The 18934-nt window shown below is 47.1% G+C and carries 18 protein-coding genes; 7 read left to right on the top strand and 11 right to left on the bottom strand.

Annotated features, from left to right (window positions below; translation table 11 throughout):
• Nucleotides 1-1003: aldo/keto reductase (locus ACN0TT_RS15770; protein ID WP_417763103.1), on the bottom strand; the 1003-nt coding region annotated here is incomplete at its 3' end.
• A gap of 242 nt (nucleotides 1004-1245) precedes the next feature.
• On the opposite strand from ACN0TT_RS15770, the gene ACN0TT_RS15765 reads away from it, so the two are divergent.
• Nucleotides 1246-2175, top strand: coding sequence for an AraC family transcriptional regulator N-terminal domain-containing protein (locus ACN0TT_RS15765; RefSeq protein WP_417763102.1), 930 nt, complete (start codon nucleotides 1246-1248; stop codon nucleotides 2173-2175).
• Here ACN0TT_RS15765 and ACN0TT_RS15760 read toward each other — a convergent pair.
• The 3 genes from ACN0TT_RS15760 to ACN0TT_RS15750 are packed head-to-tail and all read right to left on the bottom strand — an operon-like array spanning nucleotide 2172 to nucleotide 3243.
• Nucleotides 2172-2483 carry a carboxymuconolactone decarboxylase family protein gene (locus tag ACN0TT_RS15760; protein WP_417763101.1) on the bottom strand — a complete coding sequence of 104 codons (312 nt, stop codon included), beginning with the start codon at nucleotides 2481-2483 and terminating at the stop codon, nucleotides 2172-2174. The genes ACN0TT_RS15765 and ACN0TT_RS15760 overlap by 4 nt on opposite strands.
• Nucleotides 2423-2950, bottom strand: coding sequence for an IS3 family transposase (locus ACN0TT_RS15755; RefSeq protein WP_417763105.1), 528 nt, complete (start codon nucleotides 2948-2950; stop codon nucleotides 2423-2425). Before ACN0TT_RS15755 ends, ACN0TT_RS15760 begins: the two co-directional genes overlap by 61 nt.
• A complete protein-coding gene (locus tag ACN0TT_RS15750; protein ID WP_417763100.1) occupies nucleotides 2947-3243 on the bottom strand; it encodes a transposase in 297 nt (98 codons plus the stop codon). Before ACN0TT_RS15750 ends, ACN0TT_RS15755 begins: the two co-directional genes overlap by 4 nt.
• 132 nt (nucleotides 3244-3375) lie before the next feature.
• Here ACN0TT_RS15750 and ACN0TT_RS15745 point away from each other — a divergent pair, with 132 nt between their 5' ends.
• Complete coding sequence (locus ACN0TT_RS15745; protein WP_417763099.1) at nucleotides 3376-3747, top strand: nuclear transport factor 2 family protein; 372 nt, start codon at nucleotides 3376-3378, stop codon at nucleotides 3745-3747.
• 2 nt (nucleotides 3748-3749) lie between these two features.
• Here ACN0TT_RS15745 and ACN0TT_RS15740 read toward each other — a convergent pair whose 3' ends face one another.
• Together ACN0TT_RS15740 and ACN0TT_RS15735 are read right to left on the bottom strand one after the other, a co-directional pair.
• On the bottom strand, nucleotides 3750-4706 hold the full coding sequence (locus tag ACN0TT_RS15740; RefSeq protein ID WP_417763098.1) for a helix-turn-helix domain-containing protein: 957 nt from the start codon (nucleotides 4704-4706) through the stop codon (nucleotides 3750-3752).
• 46 nt (nucleotides 4707-4752) lie between these two features.
• Complete coding sequence (locus tag ACN0TT_RS15735; RefSeq protein ID WP_417763097.1) at nucleotides 4753-5646, bottom strand: LysR family transcriptional regulator; 894 nt, start codon at nucleotides 5644-5646, stop codon at nucleotides 4753-4755.
• 144 nt (nucleotides 5647-5790) lie between these two features.
• Here ACN0TT_RS15735 and ACN0TT_RS15730 point away from each other — a divergent pair, with 144 nt between their 5' ends.
• The 5 genes from ACN0TT_RS15730 (at nucleotide 5791) to ACN0TT_RS15710 (ending at nucleotide 13385) form a co-directional block, all read left to right on the top strand.
• Nucleotides 5791-6381 (top strand): NAD(P)H-binding protein, encoded by a 591-nt coding sequence (locus tag ACN0TT_RS15730; RefSeq protein ID WP_417763096.1) that lies wholly within the window; start codon nucleotides 5791-5793, stop codon nucleotides 6379-6381.
• Between the two features lie 140 nt (nucleotides 6382-6521).
• Nucleotides 6522-7718, top strand: coding sequence for an efflux RND transporter periplasmic adaptor subunit (locus ACN0TT_RS15725; RefSeq protein ID WP_417763095.1), 1197 nt, complete (start codon nucleotides 6522-6524; stop codon nucleotides 7716-7718).
• 3 nt (nucleotides 7719-7721) lie between these two features.
• Nucleotides 7722-10889: an efflux RND transporter permease subunit gene (locus ACN0TT_RS15720; RefSeq protein WP_417763094.1), complete on the top strand. Its 3168-nt coding sequence runs from the start codon at nucleotides 7722-7724 to the stop codon at nucleotides 10887-10889.
• A 325-nt stretch (nucleotides 10890-11214) separates the two neighbouring features.
• Nucleotides 11215-12360 carry an iron-containing alcohol dehydrogenase gene (locus ACN0TT_RS15715; protein WP_417763093.1) on the top strand — a complete coding sequence of 382 codons (1146 nt, stop codon included), beginning with the start codon at nucleotides 11215-11217 and terminating at the stop codon, nucleotides 12358-12360.
• A gap of 191 nt (nucleotides 12361-12551) precedes the next feature.
• Complete coding sequence (locus ACN0TT_RS15710; protein ID WP_417763092.1) at nucleotides 12552-13385, top strand: SDR family oxidoreductase; 834 nt, start codon at nucleotides 12552-12554, stop codon at nucleotides 13383-13385.
• 82 nt (nucleotides 13386-13467) lie between these two features.
• Here the strand turns inward: ACN0TT_RS15710 and larB are convergent, their stop codons facing one another.
• The 5 genes from larB to ACN0TT_RS15685 all read right to left on the bottom strand — a co-directional run bounded on the left by larB (nucleotide 13468) and on the right by ACN0TT_RS15685 (nucleotide 18902).
• Nucleotides 13468-14136: a nickel pincer cofactor biosynthesis protein LarB gene (gene larB / locus ACN0TT_RS15705; protein ID WP_417763091.1), complete on the bottom strand. Its 669-nt coding sequence runs from the start codon at nucleotides 14134-14136 to the stop codon at nucleotides 13468-13470.
• Nucleotides 14136-14942: a hypothetical protein gene (locus ACN0TT_RS15700; RefSeq protein ID WP_417763090.1), complete on the bottom strand. Its 807-nt coding sequence runs from the start codon at nucleotides 14940-14942 to the stop codon at nucleotides 14136-14138. Before ACN0TT_RS15700 ends, larB begins: the two co-directional genes overlap by 1 nt.
• On the bottom strand, nucleotides 14929-16131 hold the full coding sequence (locus ACN0TT_RS15695; RefSeq protein WP_417763089.1) for a LarC family nickel insertion protein: 1203 nt from the start codon (nucleotides 16129-16131) through the stop codon (nucleotides 14929-14931). The genes ACN0TT_RS15700 and ACN0TT_RS15695 overlap by 14 nt, the downstream gene beginning before the upstream one ends.
• 81 nt (nucleotides 16132-16212) lie before the next feature.
• Complete coding sequence (locus ACN0TT_RS15690; protein WP_417763088.1) at nucleotides 16213-17229, bottom strand: DUF362 domain-containing protein; 1017 nt, start codon at nucleotides 17227-17229, stop codon at nucleotides 16213-16215.
• A 485-nt stretch (nucleotides 17230-17714) separates the two neighbouring features.
• Nucleotides 17715-18902, bottom strand: a complete 1188-nt coding sequence (locus ACN0TT_RS15685) for an MFS transporter (protein WP_417763087.1) — start codon at nucleotides 18900-18902, stop codon at nucleotides 17715-17717.
• Between the last annotated feature and the right edge of the window lie 32 nt (nucleotides 18903-18934).

The following is an 18934-nucleotide window of genomic DNA, read 5'->3' as shown; positions in this document are numbered from 1 at the left end:
TACTGGCTGCGCCAATATTTTCCTGCATATGTGCCATTTGCGTCGTGCCAGGAATGGGAACAATCCAAGGTTTTTGGGCTAACAACCAAGCCAGTGCGATTTGTCCCGGCGCGGCTTGCTTACGCTCCGCCCAGTTTTTCAGAAGTTTCACCAAGGCCATGTTTTGCGCCAGATTCTCTTTGGCGAAACGGCTTTCAGTTTTACGAAAATCCCCATCGGCAAAACTGGTAAACTCATCAATGGCCCCCGTTAAAAAGCCAACACCTAATGGGCTCCAAGGCACGAAACCGATACCTAACTCCTCACAGATGGACAGCACTTGTTTTTCTGGGCCGCGCCATAACATAGAGTACTCACTTTGCACCGCTGTCACTGGCAACGCAGCATGAGCACGACGTAAGGTATTAGGGCCCATTTCCGAAAGTCCCCAGTGCAGAACTTTACCTTCATCCATAAGATCTTTAACGGCACCCGCAACATCTTCGATTGGTACGTTTGGGTCAACACGATGTTGATATAACAAATCAATACGGTCGGTGCGCAACCGTTTTAACATGCCTTCTACTACAAGTTTTATGTGTTCTGGACGGCTGTTTAATCCGGGCAGACGTCTGCCAGTTTCTTGATCAATGTTCCAGCCAAATTTAGTGGCAACCACGACGTTATCGCGGATAGGCTGTAAGCCTTCACCCAAGATTCGTTCAACTTCAAGCGGGCCATAGGCTTCCGCCGCATCATAGAAAGTTAAGCCATGATCAAATGCGCTGCGTATAATATTGTGCATTTCGGTGCGGGTCGGAATCGTCGTCTGATAGGTGCGACTCATATTTTGCACACCCAGCCCGATGCTAGATACTTCTAAGGAGCCTAAGAAGCGTTTACCAAAACCATTGTGCGAAGCACTTTTGTTTGTATTTGTTGTGACAGCAATCGCTGTATTGCTTAGCATTGACGCAGCGGCTAATCCCGCCCCTGAAATTAAGAACTGTCTACGATTCTGCATCCTAAATACCTTTTAATTTAACTATTAGTGCATGCGCTAGCGACCAGTTTTGCGGTATAAGCAAATCACTGATGCTGTTGAATTGACCACAATATGAGCATAGACGTCATAGCAGAAAGCGAATAGATAAATTCTGTCCAATGATTGCCTATTTCTCTGGCAAGCTATAGTTTTGCTATAACAACCTCATATGGGGATTTATACTTAAGCTAATTAATTGTTGAGTATATGATGGTTAAGCGATGGAAAATTTCTGTGACTTCACACGTAATATTGCGTTATTGGCGACGAGTATAGCCAAGCTAACAGAACATGATGACTACGTAGTAACAGATGTACCAGGACTGTCGGTTTTCAAAAAAGTTGATGCCACGGGTCCGCTTGTAGGTTTCTATGAACAGAGTGTGTGCTTAATTGCACAGGGCTTTAAGCGCGTGCAGTTGGCCGATAAACATTACGACTACGATACCGAGCATTATCTATTTTCCGGTATTCATCTACCTGTGGTTGCACAAGTAACGGATGCCTCACCGGAACATCCCTATCTTGGACTAAAACTCACATTTGACTACCAAGAAATAACTCAACTCATGAGTGATAGCCAACTACCACCGCCGAAAGGACAACAGACAAATTGTGGTATGGCAACAGGCGAGTTGTCGTTAGCATTGATTAGCGCATTCCAGCGCTTAGTGGATTTGGTGGACGATGCAGCGAGTATTCCAATGTTAGCACCAATGCTCCGCCGCGAGATATTCTTTCGATTACTAGTGGGTGAACAAGGAGAGCGTTTGCGCCAACTAGCTTCAATGGGAACGCAAACCCATCAAGTAGCTAAAGCACTTTCTTGGTTAAAACTGAATTTTACCCAACCTGTAACTATCGACATGTTAGCCCAAATTGCTAGCATGGGTGTGTCAACCTTTCATCACCATTTTCGAAACATGACGGCCATGAGTCCGCTGCAATATATTAAGCAGTTACGGCTGCAAGAGGCGAGACGCTTAATGCTTGCTCAGCATTTTGATGCGGCGTCGGCGGCTTTTCAGGTAGGGTATGATAGTCCTTCACAATTTAGTCGTGAATATGGTCGCTTATATGGTAAATCTCCCATGAAGGATGTTACAGACATAAGAAATAACTTAGCTGTTAACGTCGTTGGAAAGGATTAACCCTTTTTCAGTTTGGATAACACGTTTATGGCGTTAGCGGTTAATTGCGCCCCCATTGCCTGCTCAAATTTAGAAAAAAATCTTTCCATTTGTGTCGCATCGATACCTAATGTTGTTGCAATTCTCAAATGTGAACGAAGCTGTGCATTGACATTACCAAGGGCAGATAGCGAACTCACCACCACGAGTTCACGATCAAGAGGGGGCAAGTTGTCCCGGCTAAACAAGTAGCCAAACAGATGCGCCTTTAATGCGTGATCGACGGTAGGCGAGAAATTATTGAACAATGGGCCAGAGACCTGCTCCACTGGCACCTCACGATATTACGAGCATACAAATCCATTACGACCGCCAAAAACAAAAAGCCTTCTTGGGTGTGAATATACGTGATATCGCTGACCCACCATTGATTAGGTGCGGTCACTTCAAATGCGCGATTCAGCGTATTCGGCGCGATAATGTCAGGTTTACCACCATAGCAACCTCGAGGCGATTGATAGCCACGTTGGGCCTTTAATCCCGCTTGACGCATTAGTCGTAACACTCTATCTCGGCCGCACTGTACTTTTTCTTCCAACAAATCTTGATAAATGTTGCGGTAGCCATAGATACCACCGCTTTCTAGCCACAGTTGCTTAATTCGCCCCAACAAATGTTCATCGCGCTGTTCTCGCCGACTGCGCGGCTGTTTCAGCCACGCGTAATAGCCACTGGGATGAACACCAAGTACTTGGCATAACAATCGAAGTGGATATTTGTTGCTGCGAGATTTTATGAACGGGTAGCGTTCTTTGACTCGCTGGCAAAGAACACGGCGGCTTCCTTTAATATGTCACGCTCTTGTTGGGCACGTTTTAACTCTCGCTTTAGGCGGGCTATCTCAGCTTGGAGGTCTTGCTCTTGAACGCGCTGTTTGGTGGGTTTGCTATATGTCTGAACCCAGTTGTAGAGGGCTTTAGTGCTTATGCCTAATCGCTGTGCAACATCGGCAACAGCATATCCGTGGACAGTGATTTGATTAACAGCTTCTTGCTTAAATTCGGTGGAATAGCGAATTCCTTTACCCATGATTCACCTCTTATGGTTGTGATACATTTTTACCATAAAAAGTGTCGAGTGATCTCAGGCCTTACCAAACAACTGGCGCAAGGATGCTACGCATCTCTTTTGTTGACCACTACATAAATTATGTCTGTCACTATGCCATCTAATTCGCTATTTATGCATTTGTTAGATACCTTTCATCAAGCAATGGTGAGAGCTGATATTGGCAAGCTGGAGCAGTTAGTCGATGAACGCTATACGCTGACTCACATCACTGGTTATTTGCAACCCAAGCAGGAATGGTTTGATGTCATTACTGAGCATTCGTTTAACTATCATGAGATTGATGTGTTGGCTGAGTCGCTACAGATAACTGTTGATGGGACTCAAGCAAACTGCAGTGGACGCGGTATTTTTAGTGCCACTATCAATAGCTATCATCGTCCTTGGCGATTGGCGTTTTCGCACCAGTGGTGTCGAGTTGGTGATGAATGGCGGCTTAAGTACAGTCGCTATACAACCTTTTGAGTTTAATTCTGACATCGATAAGCGCTGGGAGTAGTACCAGTTTCCTTACGAAAAAGCCGTGCGAAATGACTGGAATTGGCATAGCCGACACTCATCGCTACTTCAAGTACATTTAGGTTGGTTTCTCGTAGCAACTGTTTGGCTTTATCAATACGAAGCTTAATGTGATAACGCGAGGGCGGCATACCGGTAGCTTGCTTAAACAGACGATTAAAATGAAACTCGCTGAGCTGAGCCTGTTGCGCTAACACGGCTAAGCTAAATTCTTCTGTCATATGCTGCCGCATCCAATGGGTGATTTGTTTGAGCCGGTAGGCCGGCAGCGCTGAACGCTTGGCTCGAGATGTCTCAGCCAGTTTGGTATATTGCCGAGCTAAATGCACTGCAATTCCTTTGGCGATGCTATCAACGAACAGCTTGCTCGGTTCGCTACGCTTGTGTTCGATTCTCAGTAACTCCAGCAGTGCCACTAGCTGAGGATCATCAATCCCTGAACGATCTTCCAAATAAGCTCGATTACTGTCGTTACCAAAGCGCTCTTTTAGCGCTTCATCAAATAATGATTGATTGAGCACGAGCAATAACACCCGAAATGGTTCTGGGCTTAATCGGCGCCAACGAAACTCATAAGGGACTCCGCCGGCCGTGAGGTAGAGTGAGCATTGTTTGACTTCATAGCGATGCCAATTACTTTCGTTTATCTCACGTTCCTGCGTTTCGGCATGGCCAGATAATACCCATACAATCATGGGTTCGGGGATCACTGGCATGCTAAATTGCTCTGCTTCTGTTTCCAGTGAAAAAACTGACAACTGTAGATCATTCCATGCTTTACCCTGACTTTGGGTAATTTTAAGCCCCGGCGGATACTGGTTAATGGCCTCGGCAGAAGTGAACGGTGGCAATTTCACGGGATTTTCCATGTCAGTGACAATAAGTGATTTAATCTGAGTTTTCATTTAATCACTCGTGGAGTAGGGGCGCAATGTCGGGGAGGTCAACCGGTTACTTGGAATAACGCAATTCTTCCAGAAACAGTGAAAACGCTAGCGATCTGTGGTGGCGACTCGGGTAATAGAGATAAAAGCCGGGAAAGGGCGGACACCACTCTTCGAGCACGCGCACCAAGCGACCATTTTTGACATAGGGTGCGACTTTATCTTCCATGGTGTAGAAAATTCCGACGCCATCTAATATGGCTTGAAGGCCGGCATTAGATGTATTGAGAATTAAACTATTGTTGGGGCGAATATTGATCTTTTCGCCGTCACGTTCAAATTCCCATGGCAATAGCCCGCCAGCGGTTGGTAATCGCCAGTTAATACAGCGGTGCTGCATCAGGTCTTTTGGATGCGTAGGCGTCCCATGCTTGGCAAAGTATTCAGGTGAAGCTGTGACAGCGATCCGCAATTCGGGGGTGATAGGCATCGCTACCATATCTTTGGCAAGCATCTCACCAAGCCGTACACCTGCATCAAAGCGATCGCCCACAATATCCACCAACCTATTGTCAGCATTGAGTTCAACGGTGACATCAGGGTATTTTTCTATGTAGCGTTTTACCACTGGCCACAAAACATGATCGATTGCGTGTTCAGGAGTGGTGATACGAATGATACCTGTCGGACTGTCCCGTAGTTCAGTGATGTCTTGTAATTCTTGAGTGACATCTTCAAAGAGTGGCGCCAGCTTAACAAACAAACGCTCGCCAGCATGGGTGGTAGCAACGCTGCGTGTTGTGCGTGATAACAGCCGAATGCCCATGCGTTGTTCCAAATTGCGTACTGTCTGACTCAGTGCGGATTGCGATACATTCAAACGGGCTGCGGCTTTGGTAAAGCTGCCTTCTTGGGCAACGCAGACAAAAGCATACAAATCGTTGAAGTTTTCTTGGCTCATTATTAATTAGCTTAGCTTATAGGTGATAGAAGATTATCCCATCTAATCAAAAAATGAGATGTGAGTAAACTATTGCACATCCAATTCACCGCCTTGAGCTGTACCCATAGCAACAATTGGGCGATAACTGCGAGACAATAATGTATGAAGAATATTCTAGTTCTTGGTGCCGCAGGGCAAATAGCTCAGCAATCCATTCATCTATTTTTGGAAGAGCTTGGCGTTAATCTGACCTTGGCACTACGCAATGCCAAACGCTTTAGCCACTTTGTCAATAATCCACGTATCAAATTGGTTGAAGCTGATGTGCGCGATAAGGACGTGTTGTCAGACTTGATGCATAACCAAGATGTGGTTTATGCCAATCTGTCAGGCGATATGGCTAGCCATGCACGTAATGTGGTGCGTGCAATGCAAGAGTGCGAACTAAAGCGCTTGGTTTTTGTGACTTCAATGGGCGTGTATGACGAAGTGCCAGGTGAGCATTTTGGTAGTATTTTACAGCCTTATCGTGATGCAACCCGTATTGTTGAAGCGTCTGGGCTGGATTACACCATTATTCGTCCTGCGTGGCTCAATAACCGGAATGAAATTAATTACGGCACGACTGAAAAAGGTGAGGTATTTATTAATCCGGATGCCACAGTTTCTCGTAAAAGCGTCGCTGATTTGATCGTCAATGTTGCATTGAACAATAGCCATATTGGCGCCAGCCTCGGTGTTCACCAGCGTTAAACAAGCTTGCTAACCACACAGATTAATTGCTGATAGCCTAATTCGACTGTCAGTCTATCTCTTTTATCCATGCTAAATGTCACTGCTGTTCATACACAGCAGCGGGGGCTTTTTGTCTTCATCTCAGGAGAATCAAACAGATGAATACGACAACTTTTGTCAAACGCCATCGTTTTCTAGCTGTTGCGACGGCTGCATTGGTGGGCTTTGGCATGATTGCCACTTTGCCATTATCAAGCGAGCCTGCGCAGGCAGAGCCACAAACCGCCTCAGCGGTACCTGTGACGGCTGTCGAAGTGCATCAACAAACCTTTATGCCGTGGCATCAATATTCGGGCAGTGTTGAAGCCGTTGAACGCGTGAATGTGCGTGCTCGCGTGGCGGGTATGCTGCAAAGCATACATTTTGAAGAAGGCGCTTATGTAGAAAAGGGCCAACTGTTGTTGACCATCGACCCAGCCCCGTTCAAAGCAGAAGTGCAAAAGGCTGAAGCAACCGTAGCCGCAGCTGCCGCGCAAAGTGCCCAAGCGCACCTTGAATATCAACGTGCTAAACGCTTGTGGGAAAAGAAGTTGATTGCAGAAAACGATATGGAGCAACTGCAAAACACAGCCGATGCGTCCAAAGCGAATCTGCAAGCAGCTAAGGCTGACTTGGAGTTGGCACGTTTGAACCTGTCTTACACCCAAGTGATGGCTCCCATTGCTGGCCGTATTGGCAAATTGGCGTTTACGCCAGGCAACCTGATTGCTGCCGGTAATAGCGCTGATCCGATCACCAGCATCGTGTCGATGTCGCCAATCTACGTCAACTTTGATGTGGAAAGTGCTATCGCTACTGGCGTGTTAGCGCAGCTCGGTAATGGCCGTGAGCAGTTAGCGCGTCTTGACCAAGTGCCTGTGAAAGCACAAAGCAACGGCGGCGCGATGACTGAGCAGGGCACGTTGAAGTTGGTCAACAACATGGTGGACGCTGGTAGCGGCACGCTCAATATGCGCGCGGTGTTTGATAACCGCGACGGCCAACTGCTACCGGGGCAATTTGTGCGCGTCAGCTTGGGGCAAGCGCAACCAAGCCAAGGGGTATTGCTGACTGAAAGTGCCATTAGCACTGACCAAGATAAGAAGTTTGTTTGGGTGGTTAATCCGCAAAACCAAGTGGAATATCGCCCTGTCACTTTAGGTAGCATAGTGGCGGGCAAGCGCGTTATCAGCGCGGGCTTGAATGATGGTGACCGCGTGATTGTGAGCGGTATACAGCGGGTGCGTCCCGGCAGCAGCGTCAGCGTGACTATTGCCGATGACAAGGTTACCGCCATGGCAAATAAGGGCGCGTAATTCATGAATATTTCTCGTTTTTTTATCGACCGCCCGATTTTTGCTGGGGTGCTGTCGGTACTGATTTTTCTCGCAGGGGTGGTTTCACTCCCGCTGTTGCCGATCTCTGAATATCCAGAAGTGGTGCCACCAACGGTGGTGGTGAAAGCCAGTTACCCCGGTGCTAACCCTGAAGTGATTGCCGAAACTGTAGCCGCACCGCTGGAGGAGCAGATCAACGGCGTTGAAGGCATGTTGTACATGAACAGCCAAGCCACCACCGATGGTGCGATGACGCTGAACGTGATTTTTGCCTTGGGTACTGACCCAGACAAAGCACAGCAATTAGTCCAAAACCGTGTGGCGCAAGCCGAAGCGCGTTTGCCAGAGCAAGTGCAACGTTTAGGGGTTTCAACCACCAAAGCATCGCCAGATTTGACGATGGTGGTGCATCTGCAATCACCTAACGAACGCTACGGCATGGATTACCTGCGTAACTATGCGCTGTTGCACCTGCGCGACAATCTAGCGCGCATTAAAGGCGTGGGGGATGTGGCGATTTTTGGTGGTGGCGAGTACGCCATGCGCGTATGGCTCGACCCGGACAAGTTGGCACAGCAACATATCTCTGCCAGTGATGTGGTGGCGGCGATTAATGCGCAAAACATACAAGCTGCCGCGGGTACAGTGGGTGCCAGCCCAAGCTTGCAAGGCGTGGAGTTACAGTTATCGGTCAATGCCAAAGGGCGCTTGTCTACGCCGGAAGAGTTTGGCGACATCATAGTGCAAACCTCTAGCTCGGGGGCTGTAACACGCTTAAAAGACTTGGCGCGTATTGAAATGGGTGCAGCGGATTACTCACTACGTTCATTACTGAACAACAAACCGGCAGTGGGCATTGGTATTCACCAAGCGCCGGGTTCCAATGCATTGGAGATCTCTGAGCAGGTGCGCGCCGTAATGGCGCAGGCTGAGAAGCAGATGCCGGAAGGCGTAGGCTATCGCATTGCTTATGACCCAACCCAATTTGTGCGGGCGTCAATTGAGTCTGTGATCCACACCCTGCTGGAAGCGATTCTGTTGGTGGTGTTAGTGGTGGTGCTGTTCCTGCAAACATGGCGTGCGTCGATCATTCCGTTACTGGCGGTGCCTATCTCTATTGTGGGCACCTTTGCCGTGCTGAATTTGATGGGCTTATCGATCAACGCCCTGAGTTTATTCGGCTTGGTACTTGCCATCGGTATTGTGGTGGACGATGCCATTGTGGTGGTGGAAAACGTCGAACGTAATATTGAAGCGGGCTTGTCGGCGCGTGAAGCCACCTACAAGGCGATGCGTGAAGTGTCTGGCCCGATTATCGCCATTGCGTTGGTGCTGGTGGCGGTGTTTGTGCCGTTGGCATTCTTCAGCGGTTTGACGGGGCAGTTCTATCGCCAGTTTGCGGTGACGATTGCTATTTCCACGGTGATTTCAGCGTTTAACTCGTTGACCTTATCGCCAGCGTTATCCGCCATTTTATTGCGTGGTCACGATGCGCCTAAAGATGGGTTAACCCGTCTGATGGACAAGTTGTTTGGTCGCTTCTTCAAACTGTTTAACCGAGTGTTCCATCGTGGCAGCGAGCGCTATCAAGGTGGTGTAAACCGTGTGTTATCCCACAAAGGCCTAATGTTAGTGCTATTTGTTGGCTTAGGCGCGGTAACTGGCGGTTTGTTGAAAAGTGTGCCAACGGGCTACGTGCCAGCGCAGGACAAGCAATATCTGGTGGGCTTTGCCCAACTGCCCGATGGCGCGACGTTAGACCGTACCGAAGAGGTGATCCGCCGTATGGGTGAGTTGGCGGCGAAAAACCCCAATGTGCAAGATACGTTGGCGTTTCCTGGCTTGTCGATCAGTGGTTTCACCAATAGCCCGAACTCCGGCATTATTTTTGTGGTGTTAAAACCGTTTGATGAGCGCCAACGTGCCGATCAATCGGGGGCCGCTGTGGCTGCACAGTTAAACCAAGCGTTTGGTGGTATTCAGGATGCGTTTATCGCCATGTTCCCGCCTCCACCAGTGCAGGGCTTAGGTACCACGGGCGGCTTTAAACTGCAGTTGGAAGATCGCGCCTCGCTTGGCTTTGATGCCATGGATAAAGCGGTCAATGACTTTATTGCTAAAGCGGCACAAGCGCCAGAGCTACAGGGCGTATACAGCAACTGGAAACTCAACGTACCGCAGCTGTTTGCTGATGTGGACCGTACCAAGGCGCAGCAGTTGGGCGTGCCGTTGCCGGATATTTTTGACACCTTGTCGATCTATCTTGGCTCAGTATATGTCAACGATTTCAACGCCTTTGGTCGTACTTACACGGTGCGGGTGCAAGCCGATGCGCAGTATCGTGCTCATCCTGAAGATATTGGCAAACTGAAAGTTCGCTCGATCAATGGCGATATGGTGCCGTTGGCGTCGGTGATGAAGGTCGATTATAGCTATGGCCCAGAACGGGTAATGCGCTACAACGGCTTTTTAACGGCCGATATTAACGGCACTCCGGCGCCGGGCTACTCCTCGGGGCAAGCACAAGCGGCGATTGAACGTGTAGCGGCAGAAACGCTACCGCCGGGTATGGAGTTTGAGTGGACGGAATTGACCTATCAGCAGATTTTGGCGGGTAACTCGGCAGTATGGCTGTTCCCGTTGACGATTCTGTTGGTGTTCTTGGTGTTGGCGGCGCAGTACGAAAGCTTAACGCTGCCGTTGGCGATTGTACTGATTGTGCCGATGAGTGTGTTGGCCGCAATGGTCGGTATCTGGCTCACCGATGGTGACAACAACATCTTCACCCAAATTGGCTTGATGGTGCTGGTGGGGCTGTCGGCGAAGAACGCCATATTGATTGTCGAGTTTGCTCGCGAGTTAGAATTTAGCGGCAGAACGCCAGTACAAGCTGCCATTGAGGCCTGTAAGTTGCGTTTACGCCCAATTTTGATGACCTCAATTGCTTTCATCATGGGCGTGGTGCCACTGGTGTTGTCATCTGGGGCAGGAGCTGAAATGCGCCAAGCTATGGGAATCGCTGTATTCAGCGGTATGCTCGGCGTGACCTTCTTTGGTTTGTTTTTGACGCCGGTGTTCTATGTGGTACTGCGTAAGTTAACCGGCAATAAACCACTGCATTTTCACAGTGAAAAGCCACCACTTGCATAATTCTTTTTGAGCTTGTGTGTTGCCTGAAAATTGGCAGGCAACACGCAGCTTTCCCTACTTTTATACTCATTAGAGTTGCATATAACTGCTTGCTATTTATGAGTATGACTCATTGGTTCATTGCATCTGAAGGAGGTACTGCCACGCCCAAAAACACGTAAAGTAGTTGAACAAATTATTTCCAACAATGCTTCCCGACATTCCGAAAATAATTTATCGACGTTTGATTTAGATGAGTGCGCCGCCAACAAAGCAGATGGCGTTCCTTTAGCTTACTAAAGGGATTTAGGCGCACGAGTCTCACCCATGACTTAAGGGGTCTAACATGCATGAGTTTATCTTTCACAATCCAACTAAAATCGACTTTGGTAAAGGCCGCGAACAACACATTGGCCAACATCTCGCCGATCATCACATCACAAAAGTATTGCTGACTTTTGGCAGCGACCGTATTAAAAAAGATGGTCTATTCGACACGGTAGTTGCCAGCTTGACCGAGCATAATATCGCTTATGTAGAACTGGGGGGCATTGTCAGTAACCCAGTGATGAGCAAGGTCTACGAAGGTATCGAACTGGCAAAAGCTGAAACAGTCGATGCTGTGTTGAGTGTTGGTGGTGGTTCTGTCCTTGACAGCGCCAAAGCGATTGCCGCCGGGGTGAAATACGCAGGCGATGCGTGGGATCTGTTTATTGGCAAAGGTGCCGTAACCGCCGCGTTGCCTATCTTTGATATTTTAACCTTGGCCGCAACTGGTAGTGAAATGAATAGTGGCGCAGTGGTGACTAATGAAACCACCAAACAGAAGTTCGCCATCAATTCACCATTTACCTTTCCAAAAGTCTCTGTGGTTAACCCTGAGTTGATGAAAACCATTTCACGAGACTACTTAGTGTATTCCGCTGCAGATATTATCGCGCACTCGATTGAGGGGTACTTCACGGCTACTGAGCAGCCAAAGCTGCAATCCCGGCTAGTAGAAACCAACATTAAAACGGTGATTGAAACCACTGAGATTCTGCTAGAAAACCCGAATGACTATGATGCGCGTGCTGAGTTTGCGTGGGCAGCAACACTGGCATTAAATGGCCTGACCTACGCTGGAACGGCAGGCTTTAGTTATCCCAATCATATGATTGAACACTCGTTGTCAGCATTGTACAACGTGCCCCACGGCGCGGGTTTATCTGTAATTATGCCAGCTTGGATGAAGTGGTATCGCCATAAAAATCCTGAACAATTCAAACGCTTTGGTAAAGAGATTTTTGGAGGGACAGCGGACGAAGGCATTGCTCACCTCGAAGCGTGGTTTGACAAAATTGGCACGCCAACTCGATTGAGTCAGTTCGAAATTGATGCCAGTGAAATCAACCGCATTAAAGAAAACGTTGCCGGTAACGCGCAGTACTTTGGCATTGCTGATATCTATACTGATGAAGTGATTACAAAAATTCTCCTCGACGCACTATAAGCAATTTTAAGGAACGTGCGCAGCAGTGACTTTTGCGCGGCTTAGTAGAACGTTCCGCGCACCTTCCTTTTTATCAGCTGCGAGCCATGAGCTCGCAGCTAATAGCAAATATTGCCTATGCTGTAATGAATCTCTTGATATTCATCTTTGAATGCATGGCAAACCATTCTTGATAAAACAGGTAACTTATTATGAGTAAGCAAGATGTCGTGATTTTGACTGGCGCAGGTCAAATTGGTATGGCGATCGCACGCCGCATTAGCTATGGTAACAAGCTGATTGTGGCTGATAAAAACATGGCGAACGCTAATGCAATAGCTCAAATTATGACCGAGGCGGGCTTTGATGCCTCAGCGGTTGAAGTGGATTTGGCGTCTCGGGAATCCATTATCAATTTAGTTAAGGAAGCACTGCAGTACGGTGAAATTAGTGCATTGATTAACTCTGCTGGTGTTTCGCCAAGCCAAGCACCGATTGACGTCATTCTGCAGGTGGATTTGTATGGCACTGCTGTTTTGTTAGAAGAGGTCGGGAAAGTTATTAAGTCAGGCGGGGTAGGCGTGACGATATCTAGCCAATCCGGTCACCGTATGCCAGCCCTTACTGCAGAAGTGGATGCGCAATTAGCGCTGACACCGACTGAAGAGTTGCTTAAATTGGATGTACTTCAACCCAATAACATCAATGACACCTTGCACGCTTATCAAATGGCCAAACGTTGTAACGTGAAAAGAGTTATGGCTGAGGCAGTGAAATGGGGCGAACGTGGTGCGCGCATTAACTCTATCTCTCCTGGGATTGTAGTCACACCGCTTGCAATTGATGAGTTCAATGGCCCTCGCGGTGATTTCTACAAAAACATGTTTGCCAAATGTCCGGCAGGGCGGCCTGGTACAGCCGATGAAATTGCCAATTTGGCAGAACTATTGATGAGTCACCAAGGCGCGTTTATTACAGGGGCGGATTTTTTGATTGATGGCGGCGCAACTGCGTCATTCTTCTATGGGCCGCTGAGCAGCAATTAGTAGAGTTGTATCTCATTAACATGGCCACAGCCGTGGCCATGTCATTCATGATAAAAATTTTCAACGATGGCTAGAACCTCAATTAACCTATTCTATGTTGATTAGCCATTTTCATCATTCGTACAGCGGCGCAGGCTGCGCCAAAACCATTATCTATGTTCACGACAGTAATCCCTGCCGCGCAACTTCCCAATAATGCATGTAGTGCTAATTTCCCACCAGCTGCGACACCATATCCGACGGATGTTGGTACGGCAATGATAGGATTGGAGATGAGTCCACAGAGTATTGTGGGTAATGCGGCTTCCATTCCGGCAACAGCGATGACGATATCCGCCTTTTTGATATCGTCTAAGCGATTATTCAAGCGCCATAATGCTGCAACCCCAACGTCTTCATATCGACTACAGCCAAAACCGTGGTAGTTAAGGGTAGTGACAATTTCATTGCAGACTCGGTTATCAGATGCGCCACCAGAAACAACGGCAACGGTGGCCTGTGTATCCAGCATAGACGATGCACCCAGCGTGGCTGTCCATCCGAACTCATCGTAACAAAGTTGCTGACGAACATTTGACGGCAATGCATCCCACTTCTCAGGAATTAGGCGGGTCAATAACGCTCGCTTTTCTGCTTGAATGACCATCTCAATAATTTGCGTAATCTGCTCCGGCGTCTTACTTTCACAGAAGATAGCTTCATCAACGCCACAACGGGTCTCTCGTTCGAAGTCGAGTATAATATCGCCCATTATGAATTCCTTAAAAAGGCACTGCCGCGGCGGTATGGTGCGATAGTTATGGGAAATTGCAGACCGGCCACTGAAGCCATTAGACGAGCTGCTGTACGCAAAATCTCTTTCTGCTCCTCGGACAAACGGGACAGCGTTGACTGATCAAGTTGAATTTCCAAACAGTGCGATGATAAACGACAGCGAATGTTATCTGTGTCTATTTTTTGTCGAACCATTAGCTCGATATGATTGATTAGCGTTAGTTGCGCAGGATTTATCACCGTGCCTGTTTCTACTCTGCTAGCAAGGCAAGGGGATGCAGGAAGCATCGCTAAAGAGTCTAACCCTAAATTCTTGGCAATAGCGCGGACGGTAGCCTTATTAATGTCGGCTTCAACGTAAGGATGCCGTACATGGTGCTCTTTGGCGGCGATAAGTCCTGGCCGATAATCACCTAGGTCATCCATGTTAGTGCCTGAAATAAGCTGTCCTGACCCCAACGAAGCTAACGTACTATAGAGGCAACTTTTACAAAAATAGCAGCGATTAACGGGATTATTCAGATATTCCTCACGGGCTATCTCCCCAGCTTCTACGGTACGGTAGTGCCACCCCTGTTCGTGAGCGTATTCGGAAACCCGTTGGCTGTCTGTCGGCGGTACTGCTGGAGAAATAGCATGTACCATCATGGCGTTTGTTCCTAATACTTGATGTGCGAAATATGCCAAAGTCATACTGTCTACTCCGCCACTGACAGCAACAGTAACTTGTTTCATTGACGATAAAATATCAGCTAGCTGATTGATTTTACTATCGGTGTTCATCGTCAGCCTCCGCTTGTTGTTCAATGGTTCGTTTTAGCTGTTGTCGTTGGGAAAAACTGTCATAACCTAGCAGCGCATCTGCCTCAATTTTCGCCGTCAGTGTTCCGTCTGGACGCCGTACAACTTTTACTGGGTAACCATCCACTTCAAATAATTCCCTTTTAAGACTAAGGCGTTCGCAAAACCAATAACAAACCCCCAAGGTCGACGTTTGATTAAATATTGCTGTGACTACATCTACAACGGCAGATGGTTGGCAAAGTAAGGTGAGGGTACTGATGAAACGGTGTTTTTTCCCATGAGACACACTTTCAGAGACTTCTAGCACGCCATTTGTTGATCGCAACGACTCCCTCGCAAGGGCTAGTAGTTCTCCGCTCATATCATCAATATCACATTGGATAGCCACGATTTGTTCATGTTTAAGGCGCTGGGAATTTGTAAGTGCTGTTACTCTTAAAATATTGGGGCGATTGCGGAGTAATCGTGTGCCAAGACCATAGCCACAAGCATGAATTTTGCCACTTGCCATGATTTGCGTAGGAGATAGCCAGGCAAGAATCGCCGCGCCAGTCGGAGTTACCCGTTCCCCCCCGTCACCATCGTTAATCACTTCAAAGCCTTTCAGTAACTCAAGTGTCGCAGGAGCCGGGATCGGGATAATGCCATGAGCACACTGAACTGAGCCGCCGCCTATGGGAATTGGTGACATTGACCAGCTATCGGCATTGACTGTATTGATTAACCACGCAGCTGAGACAATGTCGGCAATACAATCCCAAGCACCAACTTCGTGAAAAGCCACATCTTCAACGTTTACGCCATGAATGTGTGCCTCTGCCTTGGCTAATTTATTGAATATTCCAATCGCAATTACTTTTACTTCGTCACTTAACGGACTCTGTTGCAACATTTCGCGAATGTCGTGCCAGTGATAATGAGGATGTGGTTCAACAACATGCACCGAGGATTTGAATTTTTCGGATGTCTCACTGAGATGCACTTTAAATTTGGTACCCGCAATACCTTTATTCGTGCCTCGACCGATATCTACGGTAAAGTTGTTTTCGAGTGCCAATGGTTGCAGCATCGATTGCAGTGGTTGTTGCAATTCAGGAAAGGTATCTAGCATCGCAGCCACAAACATGTCGCCGGCAAGCCCCCCTGTTAAATCGAGATGAAGGTGCATAGGGTTTGCTCAAATTAAATTAAGAGGAAACGACCGATTGGATGCTTCCCCTTTGTTTAACAAAACGTGACGTGAATTAGTTCAAACGTTGACTAATTCATAATTGAGGCTACCAAGGTTTAGTTTGGCTGCATGAATTAACGTATGAGTACCGTGGCGGGATTCAATGCGTTCACGTAGTGCTGCGCTATGTTGCTTGTCTGCTTGGTAAATAAGGTCAACACAGGCACGGTCTAACGCTACGGGGTCGAGCGACGCAAGCACACCGATATCAGCCATTTCCGGCGCCGCGGGACTGCTATCACAGTCACAATCAACCGATAGATTGTTCATCAGGTTTACGTAGGCAAGTTTCTTAGGTCCGAGAGTGTGCATAACTGAACCTGCAGCTTCAGCCATAGATTCTAAAAACTTGTCCTGCTCAGTTTTAAATGCCATGCCAAAATCGGCTAGGCTGTGCGTGGTTCCTGCAGTATGGATCCACATTTTACCTTCAGCTGATGCGATCCCAATTGACATATTTTTCAGTGCCCCCCCAAAGCCGCCCATGGCGTGCCCCTTAAAGTGGGAGAACAGCAAAAAAGAATCATAGTTTTTGAAATTTTGGCCTACATAATTGTCGCTGATATTGATACTGCCTTTGGGGCATTTTAGGGCAACAGACCCATTTGCATCCATTATGTCAACTGGAGCGATTGCGGCAAAACCATGGTCGTGCATCACTTGTAGATGACTAGCAGCATCCTGCCGTTTACCTGGGTAGGCCGTATTGCATTCGACAATAGTGCCATTTACAGATTTCACTAACTTTTGGATGAGCTTAGGTGAAGGATAATGATGACCACCTGGTTCCCCGGAATGTAGTTTTACTGCGACGTTACCTGGTAACTTATCATTGTTCATCATCGCCTGATAAACACGCAAAATTCCATCTTCACTGATATCTTTGGTGAAAAAAACTTTTGGAGTCGCGCCTTGTCCGGCAACGGTGTCCCCATTTTCAAGGACATCTGCCAACACATTTTGGGTGAGCGCTACTGTGCCAATCGCTGCCGCACTACTTTGAATAAAGTTGCGTCTTGAAATGTTATTCCCCATCAGATTCTCCCTTTTAACTTTTGTTGATTTCCCTGACAGAGACAAAAATTCTCAATCATTAGCCCTCAATTTCATTGATTGAACAGTAAATTTTATAGGCCGCTCGGGATAGTTTGGTAGCATTCCTCATTATTAAGCACATAAAATATAATGCTTTAAAAGAGGGAATATATGAATAACGTCATGAATCAGATTCATGAATCTGAAAAAAAATATTGGTGGTTATTTTTTATTACAGAGAAAGGCAAGATTTTTGGAACTGACTATACCCCCTGTAATGTTGAACAATCCCACTAGGGAACATGCGATCAAGTCCGCATGACAGTCTGGTGGTTAATAAAAAATAATGTATTTCATGATGTTACTACCATCTTGTTTTACATGTTATGACCTAATCGCACCATCCCTAGTGTAATGGTGGCGATTCATTCAGACATTTATTTCTGCCTTAGCAAAATTTAAAGGAGGTCATCATGAATTTCATTTTAACCTTTACTGTTTTTCGTAAGTATGGCGGTAAATATTGCTAGTCCAGATGCCAATAGAAGCAAAATAGCACTTGTCCCGAATGTTACTTGATACCCATTACTATCAAACAATACGCCCCCAACTGTAGCGCCAAGAGTAATAGAAAGCTGGATGAGTGCAACCATTAGACCTCCGCCAGCCTCCGCATTATTCGGTAATGATTTTGCCATCCAAGTCCACCAACCAACTGGTGCCGCTGTCGCAAATAAGCCCCATAGCCCTAATAACAGAGTAGTACTCACTAATGACTCACCGGATAGAATCAACACTATTGCGATAATTGCCATCAATGCGGGAATAGTGGCTAATGTTTGATAGATACCTTTATTAATGAATCTGCCAATAAAAATCGTACCGATAAAACCTGCTGCTCCAATGATAAATAACATCAAGGATAATGTTGAAACATTGACTTTGGTGACGGTTTCCAAGAAAGGGCGTAAATAGGTGAACAAGGTGAATTGTCCCATAAAAAATACGCTAACCGCCAACATACCAACCGCGATGGCTGGAGATTTAATTAATTTTAAAACACTAACCTTACTAGATTTATCGTTTTGGGGCATTTGGGGAAGACTTGTTAGCATCCAAACTAACGCGATAGCTGCTACGGGAACAACACAAAAGAAGGCGCCTCGCCAGCCAATAATGCCTCCAAGGAAACTGCCTATCGGCGCTGCGAGCACGGAGGCCAATGCGTTTCCACCATTTAATATTGCCAATGCTCGGGGTACATGCACCGAGGCCACTAATTGCATTGCTGTCGCAGCAGATAATGACCAGAAGCCACCGATTGCGATACCAATAAATGCGCGACCAATCATTAGCACTAGATAGTTAGGCGCAAGTGTGACGATTGTACCTGATGCAATCATTAACAGTGTTAATGACAGCAGCAGAACTTTACGTTCAATCTTTTCGGATATCGTTGCGATAAAGAGACTGGTGAGTAAGGCAAACGCACCAGAAATGGATATTGCCTGCCCAGCTTGTCCTTCACTAATGCCGAGGTCTGTCGCAATTGGCGTAAGTAAACTTACGGGCATAAATTCAGAGGCTACTAGTGCGAAAGCTGCCAGAGACATAGCAAAAACGGCAGACCAAAATTGGTGACTATCTGCGGGACTTCGCAGTGAAATACTCATGTCATACTCCAGGAAACTCAAAAACTCACAAT

This window comes from Shewanella sp., from assembly GCF_048265805.1.
Classification (GTDB): domain Bacteria; phylum Pseudomonadota; class Gammaproteobacteria; order Enterobacterales; family Shewanellaceae; genus Shewanella.
Note: the sequence above shows the minus strand (reverse complement) of the source record. Positions and strands in the feature narration are given on the sequence as shown.

Excerpts from the sequence above, each read along its gene's own strand:
- ACN0TT_RS15765 (WP_417763102.1), top strand. The coding sequence starts at position 1,246 with ATGGAAAATTTCTGTGACTTCACACGTAATATTGCGTTATTGGCGACG.
- ACN0TT_RS15750 (WP_417763100.1), bottom strand. The coding sequence starts at position 3,243 with ATGGGTAAAGGAATTCGCTATTCCACCGAATTTAAGCAAGAAGCTGTT.
- ACN0TT_RS15745 (WP_417763099.1), top strand. The coding sequence starts at position 3,376 with ATGCCATCTAATTCGCTATTTATGCATTTGTTAGATACCTTTCATCAA.
- ACN0TT_RS15740 (WP_417763098.1), bottom strand. The coding sequence starts at position 4,706 with ATGAAAACTCAGATTAAATCACTTATTGTCACTGACATGGAAAATCCC.
- ACN0TT_RS15735 (WP_417763097.1), bottom strand. The coding sequence starts at position 5,646 with ATGAGCCAAGAAAACTTCAACGATTTGTATGCTTTTGTCTGCGTTGCC.
- ACN0TT_RS15730 (WP_417763096.1), top strand. The coding sequence starts at position 5,791 with ATGAAGAATATTCTAGTTCTTGGTGCCGCAGGGCAAATAGCTCAGCAA.
- ACN0TT_RS15725 (WP_417763095.1), top strand. The coding sequence starts at position 6,522 with ATGAATACGACAACTTTTGTCAAACGCCATCGTTTTCTAGCTGTTGCG.
- ACN0TT_RS15720 (WP_417763094.1), top strand. The coding sequence starts at position 7,722 with ATGAATATTTCTCGTTTTTTTATCGACCGCCCGATTTTTGCTGGGGTG.
- ACN0TT_RS15715 (WP_417763093.1), top strand. The coding sequence starts at position 11,215 with ATGCATGAGTTTATCTTTCACAATCCAACTAAAATCGACTTTGGTAAA.
- ACN0TT_RS15710 (WP_417763092.1), top strand. The coding sequence starts at position 12,552 with ATGAGTAAGCAAGATGTCGTGATTTTGACTGGCGCAGGTCAAATTGGT.
- larB (WP_417763091.1), bottom strand. The coding sequence starts at position 14,136 with ATGGGCGATATTATACTCGACTTCGAACGAGAGACCCGTTGTGGCGTT.
- ACN0TT_RS15700 (WP_417763090.1), bottom strand. The coding sequence starts at position 14,942 with ATGAACACCGATAGTAAAATCAATCAGCTAGCTGATATTTTATCGTCA.
- ACN0TT_RS15695 (WP_417763089.1), bottom strand. The coding sequence starts at position 16,131 with ATGCACCTTCATCTCGATTTAACAGGGGGGCTTGCCGGCGACATGTTT.
- ACN0TT_RS15690 (WP_417763088.1), bottom strand. The coding sequence starts at position 17,229 with ATGGGGAATAACATTTCAAGACGCAACTTTATTCAAAGTAGTGCGGCA.
- ACN0TT_RS15685 (WP_417763087.1), bottom strand. The coding sequence starts at position 18,902 with ATGAGTATTTCACTGCGAAGTCCCGCAGATAGTCACCAATTTTGGTCT.